Here is a 12,431-nt window from a genome sequence, read left to right as displayed (position 1 = left end):
TTCAACTCCCTGAGGTCGTTTCAGGCAGGCATGCCTGTTCAACCGCATCGAAAAATTCATCGATCATGTCCAGGCTCTTCACGCCCGGCGCACTCTCGACACCAGAGGCAGTATCGACACCTGGCGCCTTCGTCATTGCAAGCGCCTGTCCGACATTGGCCTTGTTGAGCCCACCGGAAAGCATGTAGTCGACATTGCCGTCAAGCCAGGTGAGCAGACCCCAATCAAAGGAAACGCCATTGCCGCCCGGTAGTTCAGATCCTTTTGGCGGCTTGGCATCGAAGAGGAAGCGGTCGGCGATGCCAATATAGGCCTCGACCCTCTTCAGGTCATCGGTGCTGCGGACCGACAAGGCCTTGATCACGGGGATGCCATACATCGCCTTGATGGTCAGCACGCGCTCAGGGCTCTCGCTACCGTGTAGCTGCAGCATATCCGGGCGCAAAAGTGCAACGATTTCATCAAGATCATCATTGCTCGGATCGACCACGACAGCGACGATCTTCGCCTTGCCGCGCGCAGGTTCCGCGAGCTTGCCGGCAATATCCGGCTCGACGTAACGCGGGCTTTTTTGGAAAAAATTGAAGCCGATATGCGTCGCTCCGCGCTTCAATGCGCGCTCGACAGTCTCAGGCGTCTTCAAACCGCAGATCTTGATATCCGGTCTCATGGCAGCGAAGTGACATGAAACGGGCGAAGAGTCGAGCCAATTTGCAATGGCGGCAGCATTTAACGGTGGCGCTTAATCGAACTCTATAGCGTGCAACTGACTGCCGTGACGCTTCAGCCAGGACTTCGCCTCTTCCATGTGCGGGCAGAGCTTCTTGCAGAGCGCCCAGAAGTGTGGACCGTGGTTCATTTCCTTCAGATGCGCGACCTCATGGGCGGCGAGATAATCAATCACCGACGGCGGCGCCATGACGATGCGCCAGGAGAAGCTCAGATTTCCTTCCGAAGAGCAGGAACCCCAGCGGCTGCGAGTATCTTTCATCGAAATCGAGCGGATCGGCGCCTTGATGGAACCGGCATGCAGCCGCGACAATCTCTCAAGATCGCTGCGCGCCTCCTTCTTGAGGAAGGTCGCGATGCGCCGGCCGATATGTTCCGGCATGCCGCTGACGCGAAGTACCGGTTTGCCGTCCATCACGACAGCCTCAGTCAGCCCACGCAGGCTGCCTGTGTGCTCGATGCGATGTCTGACACCGCGAAAGAGAATTTCGCCGCCGTCGCGCAGGCCCGCATCCGTCGAGAATTTCGCAAGCTTGGTCAGCAGCCAGCCCTGATGCCGATCAAGGAAGGCGTTGACTTCGCGGGCGGCAAGCCCCTTCGGCACCGTCATCTTCAATGCACGGCCGCCCGGCTCGATACGGAGCGTGATCCGGGTTGCCCGATCATGCTGCTTGATCGTCAAGGGCATCAGACGGCCGGCGACATCCAGCGTCCGCTTTTCGGGCGGCGACGGTTTTTTCGTCGTACGGCGGATCTTCGGAAGCGGAAACATAGGGGTTTTCTATACGATTCGGGAGAAATCCGGGCAAAGAAAAACCGGCATCGTATCCGATGCCGGCCGTAGATTCTTTGTGATCACGCCTTACGGCGTCTGGTATTCGGCGACCGGGCCATTATCGTCGCGTCGGTTGTTCTTGCGCTCGCGCATGAAGCGATCGAATTCTTCCTGATCCTTGGCGCGACGAAGCTCGCGCAGGTAGGAATCGAATTCCTCACGCATTTCATCAAGCTTGCGGCGCTCTTCTTCCATGCGATCGAGCTCGGCCTTGCGCCAATCGTCGAAGGCGACGTTGCCCGTCGAGAAATGCGGGCGGTGACGGCCGTGCGAACGGCGGCAGCCTGCAAAGAAGCCATCCGTTGCCTGGTTGACGTCACGCTTGAAGCCACGCAGCCGCTCGCCGAAGATGATATAGGCAAGCATGGCCAGCCCCAGAGGCCAGAAAACCATGAAGCCGAGGATCATCAAGGCAACGGTAGCCGGAGTCCAATCCGGGCGAAGCAATGCTGACTGGTTCATCGTGCGGTATCCTCGCGTTCAGCACCCGACAGGATGCCGAGTGCTGAAAAAACAGATGGTTACCGCGGAACCGGCCTTCAAGACGATTTCAGGTTAAATCGAACAAGACCTTGAATCGATGGCATTAAATCAGCGTTTTCTAACTCACGCCGATTTGCCGCCCTTGATGACGCGCTGGACCGGTGGCTTCTTGGCGCGGGAATGCTGGCGCGTGAAGCTGACGATGCGGGGCGCGATCTCGCGGCGGAAGCGGGAACCGTTGAAGACGCCATAGTGGCCGACATCCGGCTGCAGGTAATGCATGCGCATCTCGTCAGGGATGTTTACACAGATGGTCTGGGCTGCATGCGTCTGGCCGACACCGGAGATATCGTCGTTCTCGCCTTCTACGGTCAGCAAGGCCACGTTGCGGATGGCTGAGGGATCAACAAGCTTGCCGCGATGCATCAACTCGCCTTTCGGCAGCGCATGCTTCATGAAGACCTGCTCCACGGTCTGCAGATAAAATTCCGCGGTGAGGTCCATGACGGCGAGATATTCGTCATAGAAATCGCGGTGCTTTTCCGGTTCGCCGTCGTTCTTCACCAGATGCATGAAGAATTCTTTGTGGGCGATCAAATGCCGGTCGAGGTTCATCGACATGAAGCCGGAAAGCTGCAGGAAACCCGGATAGACAGATCGCATGAAGCCCGGCTGCGGCCAGGGCACGTTCATGACGACATTATCGGCAAACCATTCGAGCGGCCGTTCCTTGGCAAGATTGTTGACGGCTGTCGGATTAATGCGGGTATCGATCGGACCGCCCATCAGTGTCATGGACGACGGCGCGAGCGGATCCTTGGCCTCTTCCATGATTGCGGCCGCGGCCAGCACCGGCACGGAGGGCTGACAGACGGCGACAACATGGGTGTCATGGCCGAGGAAATGCAGCATCTCGATGACGTAGTCGATATAATCGGAAAGGTCGAAGGTGCCTTCGGTCATCGGCACCATGCGCGCATCGATCCAGTCCGTGATGTAGATATCGGCGCTGGGCAGAAGGGCCTCGACGGTGCCACGCAGCAGCGTCGCATAATGGCCGGACATCGGCGCGACGATGAGGATGCGCGGGTCGCCGCTGTGGCCGGCCGGAACATCGCGGGAGAAATGGAGGAGATTACAGAAGGAGCGCGCCCAGACGACTTCCTCGCGCACGGAAACCTTCTTGCCGTCGATGACAGTCTCATTGAGTCCGAATTCAGGCTTGCCGTAACGGCGCGTCGTGCGCTCGAACATTTCGAGACTGGCCGAAATGGTGCGCCCTAGCGGGGTCTGTGAGAAGGGGTTCAGCGGATTGGAATAGGCAAAACGCATGATATCTGCTGCAGCGCGGAAAGGAGCCAACGCTGCATGGTTCAATTCATAAAGCTGGTAGAACATGGAGGGCGCCACCTTTCTCTATCCGGCAAAGACGACGCCAATTGAAGGGCACCGGACTCTTTCCGTTAACGCTGGCACATCAACGTAGGCTAACAGGTTTTTGTTGCACAGCAACATAACATTACAGTTTGAAAGAAAAATGCCGGAAAATTGATCTCCGGCATTATCTTGGCGCACAAAGTTTAAGCTTTTCAGCAAGAAAAGTCGTTAACGGTCTGCTACGAAGAGCTGCTTCTGGGTGCCGAGACCTTCGATACCGAGTTCGACGACGTCGCCGTCCTTCAGGTAACGCGGCGGCTTCATGCCCATGCCGACACCTGGAGGCGTACCCGTCGAGATAACGTCGCCCGGGTGCAGGGACATGAACTGGCTGAGATAGGACACGACGAAAGCCACGCCATAGACCATGGTTTTCGTGGAACCGTTCTGCATCGTCTGGCCGTTGACCTTGAGCCACATGCCGAGGTTCTGCGGATCGGCAACTTCGTCTTTGGTGACGAGCCAGGGGCCGATCGGTCCGAAGGTGTCGCAGGATTTACCCTTGGTCCACTGGCCCGAGCGCTCGGTCTGGAAGGCGCGCTCGGAGACGTCGTCGGAAACGCAGTAACCGGCAACGTAATCCAGCGCTTCGGCCTCGCTCACATATTTCGCGGTTTTGCCGATAACCACGCCAAGTTCGACTTCCCAGTCGGTCTTTTCAGAACCGCGCGGGATCAGCACAGTGTCGTTGGGACCAATGATCGCCGAAGTCGCCTTCATGAAGATAACGGGTTCGGGCGGAACGGTTGCACCGGTTTCAGCCGCATGGTCGGAGTAGTTCAGGCCGATGCAGATAAATTTTCCGGTGCCAGCAACACAAGCACCGATGCGGCCGGGCGCCAGTTCCGGCAGGCTCTTAGGGTCAAGGGCTGCGATTTTCGCAAGACCTGCCGGCGTGATCGCCTCGCCGCCGATATCGGCCACGTGCGCGGAAAGGTCACGGATCTTGCCATCGGCATCGAGCAGGGCCGGCTTTTCGCGGCCCGCTTCTCCAACGCGCATCAGCTTCATGAATGTCCTCCTCAATGGAAAGTAGATGTGCCACCTATGAACGAATTATTCATCGGTGTCATTATGACTTGCCACGGAAGCGGTACGCCCGCTTAGAAAATTTCCGCCAGTGATGGACCAACCGGAACAATACGCGTGGGGTTGAGGCTCTCGATCGAATAATAGCCGCGCTTGATGTGATCGAGGTTCACGGTCTCGGCAATGCCGGGCCAATCCAGCATCCGCCGGCAGAAGGACTTGAGGTTAACATAGTCAGAGAGACGCCGCAGATTGCATTTGAAGAGACCGTGATAGGCGACATCAAAACGCGCCAGCGTGACGAACAGACGGATATCGGCCTCCGTCGGATGGTCGGCAAAGAAGAAACTGCGTCCTTCAAGCTGCGGTTCTATCCAGTCGAGGCAAGCGAAAACCTCGGCAAAGGCCTCTTCATAGGCAACCTGCGTCGTTGCGAATCCGGTGCGATAAACGCCATTGTTCAAGGACGAATAGATACGCTCGTTGAAGGCATCGATTTCACCCCGTCGAGCGGCCGGATAAAGATCGAGACTGCCGCGGGCAAGATCGCCAAAGCCGCTGTTCAGCATGCGCAGAATGTCGGAGGATTCATTGTTGACGATCGTTGCACGTTTCTTGTCCCATAGAACGGGGACCGTTGCTCGCCCGGTAAAATGGGGATCCGCTTTTGTGTAGATCTCGTGCATGTAGGTGACGCCGTTCAGCTCATCCGAAGTCGCGCCGGGATAATCGCCAAAACGCCAGCCCTGCTTGCTGAGCGCCGGTTCGACGATCGAAACCGAGATGACGTCTTCGAGCCGCTTAAGCTTGCGGCCGATCAGCGTACGCGAAGCCCAGGGGCAGATATAGGCGACGTAAAGATGATAGCGTCCTGCTTCTGCGGCAAAACCACCCTCACCCGTCGGACCAGCGCTGCCGTCAGGTGTCACCCAGTTGCGGAAGCTCGATATCTGGCGGACGAAGCCACCCTTCTCATCCTTCGCCTGGACCGGCTGCCAGTCTTCGGTCCATTTCCCATTCACCAGCATGCCGCATCTCCTGATCGATCGGATTTGACGCTGCTTTACCGGGAGTTCCTCGCGCGCGTAAGGCCAGTTTCTGGAAACAGATTGTGCACTGGCCGTGACCAAACTTTGCTTGCCAAGCAAGCGAGCACGGAAATATCACTTAAGTGATCTCCGCAATGGAATCCCCCGTCCATCGCCAACTTCCGGAAGCCAGCATGACCAAAGCCAATAGCCGCGAATCCGAATATCCAATCGATCCGATGTTTCTCGACCGTTGGTCGCCCCGCGCCTTTACCGGCGAGATCATCGAGGAAGCCCAGCTTCTGACGCTTCTCGACGCCGCACACTGGGCGCCGTCCTCCGCAAATATGCAGCCCTGGCGGTTCCTCTACGCCTTAAAAGGTTCCGAGCACTGGGAAGAATTCGTGAGCCTGCTCAACGAAGCCAACCAGGAATGGGCAAAGAACGCTTCAGCGCTGATCTTCGTGGTCTCGCGCAGCTTCAACGGCGCCCGCAGCGAGGGACGGTCAAGCTATACGCACTCTTTCGATGCCGGCACGGCCTGGGGCCATCTTGCCATGCAGGCCCGCATTTCCGGCTTCCATGCCCATGGCATGGGCGGCATCAAGCATGACGAGATCAAGGAAAAGCTTGAAGTCCCCGATGGTTACCGCGTTGAAGCCGGCATTGCCGTCGGTCGCATCGCCGACAAGAGCATCCTTTCCGAGCGCAACCGGGAGCGCGAATTCCCGAGCCAGCGCAAGCCGCTCTCGGAGGTCGTCTTCAACGGCCATTTCATCGGCAACGATTGATCGCCAAATAAAAAGCCCCGCAAGCCTGATGGCTGCGGGGCTTTTTCGCGACTGATTTTTGGTCAGATATCGAGGTTTGCGACGCTCAGCGCATTGTCCTGGATGAATTCGCGCCGCGGCTCGACTTCATCGCCCATCAGGCGCGCAAAAAGGCCGTCGGCATCGGTCGCATCGTTGACCTTGACCTGCAGCAGCGAGCGAACGTTCGGATCGAGCGTCGTTTCCCAGAGCTGTTCGGCGTTCATTTCGCCGAGACCCTTATAGCGCTGCATCGTCAGGCCCTTCCGGCCGCTTGCGAAAACTGCATCGAGAAGGGCGCGTGGACCGGAAATTTCGACATCGCCATCCCGTCGGCTCAGCGCCGGCGGCGTCTGATAGATTTCCTTCATCCGCGGCGTGAGCTGGTCGATAAAACGGGCATCCTGGGAGCCGATCAGCGCCATATCGAGCACGATGACCTCCTTGACGCCGCGAACCATGCGCTCGAGGCGGATACCGCCCTCGCTGGTGAGGCTGCCTTCCCAACCACGCTCGGTTTCCTCGGCGATGATGTCGAGACGCTTTGCCACCTCGATTGCCAGTTCCTGGGCACGTTCGGCATTGCTGACGGTTTCGGCATTGAGCGCGCCGGCGATTGCCGCCTGTTCGACGACCGCACGATTGTAGCGCGAATGCAGGTTGTCGAGTAGCGCGCGCAGGCGCAGGGCATCGTGAATGACCTCATTCAGATCCTGGCCGACACGGACTTCGCCGCTGGCGAGCTTCAGCGCCGCATCTTCCAGACCCTGGCCGATCAGATAATCTTCCAGCGCTTTTTCGTTCTTGACGTACTGGACCGACTTGCCACGCGACACCTTATAGAGCGGCGGCTGGGCGATGTAGAGGTGGCCGCGCTCGATCAGTTCCGGCATCTGGCGGAAGAAGAAGGTGAGCAGCAGCGTGCGAATGTGAGCGCCGTCGACGTCGGCATCCGTCATGATGATGATCTTATGGTAGCGCAGCTTTTCGACATTGAACTCGTCCTTGCCGATTCCGGTGCCGAGCGCAGTGATAAGCGTGCCGATTTCCTGGCTCGACAGCATCTTGTCGAAGCGTGCACGCTCGACATTCAGGATCTTGCCGCGCAGCGGCAGGATCGCCTGATTTTCGCGCGAGCGCCCCTGCTTTGCAGAACCGCCTGCCGAGTCACCCTCGACGAGGAAGACTTCAGACTTGGCCGGATCGCGCTCCGAGCAGTCGGCGAGCTTGCCGGGCAGCGAGGCGATATCGAGCGCACCCTTGCGGCGCGTCAGTTCGCGCGCCTTGCGGGCGGCTTCACGGGCGGCGGCGGCTTCAACGACCTTGCCGACGAGAATCTTGGCTTCGCTCGGATGTTCCTCGAACCAGGTATTCAAGGCCTCATTGACGAGGCTTTCGACGACAGGGCGAACTTCCGACGAAACAAGTTTGTCTTTCGTCTGCGATGAGAATTTTGGATCCGGTACCTTGACCGACAAGACTGCGGTCAGACCTTCGCGACAATCTTCGCCCTGCAGCGTCACCTTTTCCTTTTTCGTAATGCCGGAATTATCGGCATAGGAAACGACCTGACGCGTCAGTGCGGCGCGGAAGCCGGCCATATGCGTGCCGCCATCGCGCTGGGGGATGTTGTTGGTGAAGCAAAGCACGTTCTCGTGATAGCTGTCGTTCCACCACATGGCCACCTCGACGGTAATGCCATCCTTCTCGCCGCGGATCGCGACGGGCTTTTCGACGAGCGGTTTCTTGGCGCGGTCGAGATAGGAAACGAAGGCCTCGAGGCCGCCGTCATACATCATCTCTTCCTGCTTGATGTCGGAATGGCGCTTGTCCGTCAGCAGAATGCGGACGCCGGAGTTGAGGAAGGCCAGCTCTCGCAGGCGGTGCTCAAGTGTGCCGTAGTCGAACTCCGTCATGGTGAAGGTTCCGGTGCTCGGCATGAAGCTGACTTCCGTGCCGGTCTCGTTGCCCGCTTCGCCCGTCACCTTCAACGGAGCATCCGCAACGCCGTGGGTGAAGCTCATCTCATGAACCTTGCCCTGGCGACGGATCTTCAGCTTCAGCCAGACGGACAGTGCATTGACCACCGAAACGCCGACGCCGTGCAGACCACCCGAAACTTTATAGGAATTCTGGTCGAACTTACCGCCGGCATGGAGCTGGGTCATGATGACCTCGGCTGCCGACACGCCTTCGCCGCTGTGAATATCGGTCGGGATGCCGCGGCCGTTGTCCGTCACGGTCACAGAGCCATCGGGATTGAGCGCAACGGTGACGATGTCGGCATGGCCGGCCAACGCTTCATCGATCGCGTTATCGACGACTTCATAGACCATGTGGTGGAGGCCCGAGCCGTCGTCGGTATCGCCGATATACATACCGGGGCGCTTGCGCACGGCATCGAGGCCCTTCAGGACCTTGATGGAGTCTGCGCCATATTCGGTGTTTACGCCGTTTTCCGTCGCGGGTGCATCGGTCATTCTGTCGAGGTTTTCCCTGTTGTCGTAAGCAACGGCGCGCCTTGCGAATCACCGGCTTTTTCAATGTCGAATATAGGTTTTTTGCAGCGAGTTCCCAATGGCAAGGCCCTAAAACAAGGCATAAATCAGGGGATTATGACGCTTTTCCGTCCCCTTTGCCGTCATTTTCAAGAAGCGCCGATAACCGGGCGATATCGGCGCTGTCAAGGCTGCGAATTCGCTTGGCCAGACGATTGGCAAATTCGGTATATTCGGGCGGCAGGCCCGAGGTATCGACGACCACGCGCGGATCGGAAGAGCCGGCAACGAGGAAGAGTTCTTCGGCCTCGTCCCAGATGATGTTGAAGTAGCCGGCGATGCGCTGCAGCAGATCGAAGCTTGGCACGCCGCGCTTTCCATGCTCGAGCGCCGAGAGATAGGCAGGCGAAACATTGAGCGCCGCCGCCATCTGTTTCTGCGTCACGCCCTTGCGGGCGCGCAGCTTGCGAACTGCTTCTGCAAACGGCGTCACGATGTTTCCCCGGCCCGCCGCGAGAGGCGGATATAGAGGGCGCCCGCGCCACCATGATGTTGGGCCGCTGGCTCATAGGACGAAATCAGAAAACGGAATTCCGGCTTGGAGAACCAGAGCGGCACTGCGCGCTTCAAGGCGCCTTCGCTGCCCATGGAGCTGCCCTTGCCTGTGATGACGAGGACGTGCCGCATGCCGCGTTCATGCGCACGGATCAGGAAATCGAGCAGGAAGGAATGCGCTTCGCTCTGGACCATGCCGTGAAGATCGATCCGTGCTTCCAGCGCCAGTTTTCCTTTGGCGATCTTGCGCTTGACCGGCCGCTCCAGTGGATGGTGGACGCCCGAGGGCTGTTTTACAGGCGTCTGAGCTACCGGTTGCTGCGGAAGTGGCGTGGCCGTCTTCTGCTTTTCCGCCTTTTCCTGTTCGGCTGCCGCTTCGGCCTCCGCCAGGAAGGCGTCGAGCGCAGTCAGTTCATCCGTCTTGCCTGGCATGGGCCGGGTACTGCGGGCTACCCTTCCCCAGAGGATTCTCTCGTCTGAGCTGAGCTTGCGGTCCTTCGCCATCAGAGGAACCTCGCTGCAGCGGCATTTGGGATGAGAATTGCGAAATCGGCATCGTTGCGTACTGTTCCCGCCAACTCGCCTGCAGCATGGCCCGAACCGGTGAAAATGTCGCCGCGCGCGGGGCCGACAATTGCCGAACCAGTGTCCAGCGCCAGCATCAGCCGTTGAAACGGCTTACCGGCATCGAGATGCGTCAGGCTTTCGGAGCGGATGAAGAATGGAAAACCGAAAGTATGGATCAGGCGGTCGACGGCGAGCGAACGCCCCGCAAGCAGCGGCACCTTCGCGGCGGCGATCGGTCCGGCATTCGGATTGTCCACCGGTGCGTCCCGGAAGAAAATATAGGATCGGTTATGCCGGAGGACTTCGTCGACTTGGTCCGGATGTGTGGCAAGCCATGCGCGGACCGACTGCATGGAAATTTTCGCGCGCTCGATCTCGCCACGGTCGATCAATAGCTTGCCGATCGCCGAAAATGGGTGGCCGGCTTTTGCGGCGTAGGTGATGCGGCCGATCCTGCCATCCGGATAGCGCAGACGGGCAGCGCCCTGCACGTGGACGAAGAAAAGATCGACCTTCGATTTCGCCCAGGCGATCTCAAGACCACGGCCCTCAAGATAGCCCTGATCGATGTCGTGGCGATCCGGATAGGCATCGATCAGCCCATCACGCAAGCGTCCAAATGCGTAGGAGCCATCAAACTGCGCGGGACGATTTTGATCATCGAGATCGATGAGATCATCCGGGCGCCGGTAGATCGGAAAACGGAAGGTCGCATCCTGTCTGTCGGAAACTTCAATTTCGGGTTCGTAGAAGGCGGTGACGAAACCACTGACGCCGTCAGCCCGGACAATCCGGAATGGCTGGCAGTGTTTTTCAAAAAAGCCACGCGCTTCCTCCGGCGAAGACGGGCGAAATGTCTCTGCTTCCTCCAGCAATGGAAGGAGATCGGCTGAACTCAGCCCCAGCGAACCGTTACGATAAGGTTTCGTTTCGGAAATATGCCGGCGACAGGTAGCCATGACTTCAAAAAGGCTGGAGGGATCATCATCCCTCCAGCCTTCCATTGCGTCGAAACTGACTGCCTGAAGGGCAAAGCCGGCGGCGTCAGTCATGTTCCGATTCAGTCGCGACGAGTTTCCAGTTGGGGTCGCGCGATCGCGTATCGCGAGCGAACGTCCAGAGATCGTTGACCTCCGCGACATTCTCTGCATCGCCGTCGATCAGCGTGTCGTTCTTGTCGTAGGAGGCAGAGATCAGCTGACTGATGATGCGCACGGTGATCTGCGCCTCGCTGCCCTTGGTCTCGGCATGGGTGATCTCAGCCTTGTCGATGCCCACGAAAGTGGACTTCATCTTCTCGCCCTTGTTTTCGCGATCGCTGATCGCCGCGTCGAAGCCGTCATAGACTTCTCGGGAGAGAAGGTTCTTCAGCGATTTGCGGTCACCATCAGCAAAGGCCATGACGATCATCTCGTAGGCCATACGGGCGCCATTCAAGAATTCCTTCGGGTCGAAGGAGGGATCGGCTCTGTTGAGCGCGCGCAGCGATTCGTTCAGCGGCGTGCCGGCCGGTGCGAAAGCGTCGATGGCGGAAAAGCGGTCTTCCTCTTCTCCGTTCACATCGCGCCGCGGCAGGGTTACGACCTTGCCGGCATCGGCGCTGTCGTTCTGCGCGGCATCCCGTGGCGTATAGAGATCACGCGGCGGCTTCTCATTTCCCGTGCGGCGTCCGAGAACGGATCGAAGCTGAAAGAAAATCAGCACCGCCGCCACCAAGAAAAATAATGTGATGAAGTCGTTTGAACTCATATCCCGCCGTTCACTGTTAACATCCCTGATTTCTACCCCCATATAGTCCGGCTATACGAATGATTCAAATCATGGCTGGTATCTTCGCCAGTGCCAAGAGGAGCCCGAGCCACTCGGGGTAAAGAGATGCGTTTTTCCATGCTGCCGGTTTTCGCGCTGCTTCTGCCGCTTGCCGAGATCGCTGGCTTCGTAATTGTCGGCCGCGCAATCGGACTTGCCGCGACGCTGGCGCTTGTCGTACTGGGCTTTGTCGTCGGCTCCTTCCTCTTGCGCCGGCAGGGTATTGGCATCCTGCGCCGCATGTCCGCCGAAGGGCGCAGCGGTACCGTGCCCGGGCGGGAGCTGCTCAATCCGGCGATGACTGTCATCGCCTCGCTGCTCTTCATCATCCCGGGCTTTCTGTCCGATATACTGGCGATCCTGCTTCTTATCCCGCAGGTTCGCAATCTGCTCTGGCGGTCGATCGCAAAGCGTTTCGTTGTCGTTGGCGCGAGCGGCGACGGTTTTTCGGCTTCCTCGCGTTCGGAATTTCGAGGCAAGCCGGGCGATTCAAAGGTGGTCGATCTCGATGAAGAGGACTATCATCGGGAACCGAACGGCAAGTCGCCCTGGTCCGGCAAACGGCTCGGAGACTGATATGGCGGCGCATTAACTGCGCCGGACGCCCAGGGTTGTAAGCCTATTCCCGAAATGTTAGATGGCGGCACCATTC

13 protein-coding genes are annotated in these 12,431 nt (G+C 58.6%); 2 read left to right on the top strand and 11 right to left on the bottom strand.

Translation table 11 applies throughout. The annotated features are described in order from the left end of the window. Window position 1: 1 nt before the first annotated feature. The 6 genes from AB4Z13_RS09785 to AB4Z13_RS09760 all read right to left on the bottom strand — a co-directional run bounded on the left by AB4Z13_RS09785 (window position 2) and on the right by AB4Z13_RS09760 (window position 5,541). Window positions 2-670 (bottom strand): phosphoribosylanthranilate isomerase, encoded by a 669-nt coding sequence (locus AB4Z13_RS09785; RefSeq protein ID WP_439016927.1) that lies wholly within the window; start codon window positions 668-670, stop codon window positions 2-4. Between the two features lie 72 nt (window positions 671-742). After that, a complete protein-coding gene (locus AB4Z13_RS09780) occupies window positions 743-1,501 on the bottom strand; it encodes a M48 family metallopeptidase (protein WP_007813775.1) in 759 nt (252 codons plus the stop codon). Window positions 1,502-1,591: 90 nt separating this feature from the next. Next, window positions 1,592-2,026 carry a DUF2852 domain-containing protein gene (locus AB4Z13_RS09775; protein ID WP_113300854.1) on the bottom strand — a complete coding sequence of 145 codons (435 nt, stop codon included), beginning with the start codon at window positions 2,024-2,026 and terminating at the stop codon, window positions 1,592-1,594. 144 nt (window positions 2,027-2,170) lie between these two features. Next, a complete protein-coding gene (locus AB4Z13_RS09770; RefSeq protein WP_439017290.1) occupies window positions 2,171-3,445 on the bottom strand; it encodes a polyhydroxyalkanoate depolymerase in 1,275 nt (424 codons plus the stop codon). A gap of 207 nt (window positions 3,446-3,652) precedes the next feature. Beyond that, entirely contained in the window at window positions 3,653-4,495 is an 843-nt protein-coding gene (locus AB4Z13_RS09765; protein ID WP_442205971.1) for a fumarylacetoacetate hydrolase family protein, read from the bottom strand. Window positions 4,496-4,587: 92 nt separating this feature from the next. Next, on the bottom strand, window positions 4,588-5,541 hold the full coding sequence (locus AB4Z13_RS09760) for a glutathione S-transferase family protein (RefSeq protein ID WP_439016925.1): 954 nt from the start codon (window positions 5,539-5,541) through the stop codon (window positions 4,588-4,590). Between the two features lie 194 nt (window positions 5,542-5,735). Here AB4Z13_RS09760 and AB4Z13_RS09755 point away from each other — a divergent pair, with 194 nt between their 5' ends. Continuing rightward, window positions 5,736-6,332 (top strand): nitroreductase family protein, encoded by a 597-nt coding sequence (locus AB4Z13_RS09755; RefSeq protein ID WP_439016924.1) that lies wholly within the window; start codon window positions 5,736-5,738, stop codon window positions 6,330-6,332. A gap of 62 nt (window positions 6,333-6,394) precedes the next feature. On the opposite strand, the gene gyrB is transcribed toward AB4Z13_RS09755, so the two are convergent. The 5 genes from gyrB to AB4Z13_RS09730 all read right to left on the bottom strand — a co-directional run bounded on the left by gyrB (window position 6,395) and on the right by AB4Z13_RS09730 (window position 11,719). Beyond that, window positions 6,395-8,830, bottom strand: coding sequence for a DNA topoisomerase (ATP-hydrolyzing) subunit B (gyrB, locus tag AB4Z13_RS09750; protein WP_113322163.1), 2,436 nt, complete (start codon window positions 8,828-8,830; stop codon window positions 6,395-6,397). Window positions 8,831-8,963: 133 nt separating this feature from the next. Then, window positions 8,964-9,341 carry a helix-turn-helix domain-containing protein gene (locus AB4Z13_RS09745; RefSeq protein ID WP_113322164.1) on the bottom strand — a complete coding sequence of 126 codons (378 nt, stop codon included), beginning with the start codon at window positions 9,339-9,341 and terminating at the stop codon, window positions 8,964-8,966. After that, window positions 9,338-9,907: a Smr/MutS family protein gene (locus AB4Z13_RS09740; protein ID WP_439016923.1), complete on the bottom strand. Its 570-nt coding sequence runs from the start codon at window positions 9,905-9,907 to the stop codon at window positions 9,338-9,340. The genes AB4Z13_RS09745 and AB4Z13_RS09740 overlap by 4 nt, the downstream gene beginning before the upstream one ends. Continuing rightward, window positions 9,907-11,022 carry a murein transglycosylase A gene (mltA, locus tag AB4Z13_RS09735; protein WP_439016922.1) on the bottom strand — a complete coding sequence of 372 codons (1,116 nt, stop codon included), beginning with the start codon at window positions 11,020-11,022 and terminating at the stop codon, window positions 9,907-9,909. The genes AB4Z13_RS09740 and mltA overlap by 1 nt, the downstream gene beginning before the upstream one ends. Continuing rightward, a complete protein-coding gene (locus AB4Z13_RS09730; RefSeq protein ID WP_113322167.1) occupies window positions 11,015-11,719 on the bottom strand; it encodes a Tim44/TimA family putative adaptor protein in 705 nt (234 codons plus the stop codon). The genes mltA and AB4Z13_RS09730 overlap by 8 nt, the downstream gene beginning before the upstream one ends. Window positions 11,720-11,845: 126 nt before the next feature. Here AB4Z13_RS09730 and AB4Z13_RS09725 point away from each other — a divergent pair, with 126 nt between their 5' ends. Continuing rightward, window positions 11,846-12,355, top strand: coding sequence for an FxsA family protein (locus AB4Z13_RS09725; RefSeq protein WP_439016921.1), 510 nt, complete (start codon window positions 11,846-11,848; stop codon window positions 12,353-12,355). Window positions 12,356-12,431 lie beyond the last annotated feature (76 nt).

This window comes from Rhizobium sp. YAF28, from assembly GCF_052113285.1.
Lineage (GTDB): Bacteria > Pseudomonadota > Alphaproteobacteria > Rhizobiales > Rhizobiaceae > Rhizobium.
This window is presented reverse-complemented; position numbering and strand designations above follow the sequence as displayed.

Excerpts from the sequence above, each read along its gene's own strand:
- AB4Z13_RS09785 (WP_439016927.1), bottom strand. The coding sequence starts at position 670 with ATGAGACCGGATATCAAGATCTGCGGTTTGAAGACGCCTGAGACTGTC.
- AB4Z13_RS09780 (WP_007813775.1), bottom strand. The coding sequence starts at position 1,501 with ATGTTTCCGCTTCCGAAGATCCGCCGTACGACGAAAAAACCGTCGCCG.
- AB4Z13_RS09775 (WP_113300854.1), bottom strand. The coding sequence starts at position 2,026 with ATGAACCAGTCAGCATTGCTTCGCCCGGATTGGACTCCGGCTACCGTT.
- AB4Z13_RS09770 (WP_439017290.1), bottom strand. The coding sequence starts at position 3,445 with ATGTTCTACCAGCTTTATGAATTGAACCATGCAGCGTTGGCTCCTTTC.
- AB4Z13_RS09765 (WP_442205971.1), bottom strand. The coding sequence starts at position 4,495 with ATGAAGCTGATGCGCGTTGGAGAAGCGGGCCGCGAAAAGCCGGCCCTG.
- AB4Z13_RS09760 (WP_439016925.1), bottom strand. The coding sequence starts at position 5,541 with ATGCTGGTGAATGGGAAATGGACCGAAGACTGGCAGCCGGTCCAGGCG.
- AB4Z13_RS09755 (WP_439016924.1), top strand. The coding sequence starts at position 5,736 with ATGACCAAAGCCAATAGCCGCGAATCCGAATATCCAATCGATCCGATG.
- gyrB (WP_113322163.1), bottom strand. The coding sequence starts at position 8,830 with ATGACCGATGCACCCGCGACGGAAAACGGCGTAAACACCGAATATGGC.
- AB4Z13_RS09740 (WP_439016923.1), bottom strand. The coding sequence starts at position 9,907 with ATGGCGAAGGACCGCAAGCTCAGCTCAGACGAGAGAATCCTCTGGGGA.
- mltA (WP_439016922.1), bottom strand. The coding sequence starts at position 11,022 with ATGACTGACGCCGCCGGCTTTGCCCTTCAGGCAGTCAGTTTCGACGCA.
- AB4Z13_RS09730 (WP_113322167.1), bottom strand. The coding sequence starts at position 11,719 with ATGAGTTCAAACGACTTCATCACATTATTTTTCTTGGTGGCGGCGGTG.
- AB4Z13_RS09725 (WP_439016921.1), top strand. The coding sequence starts at position 11,846 with ATGCGTTTTTCCATGCTGCCGGTTTTCGCGCTGCTTCTGCCGCTTGCC.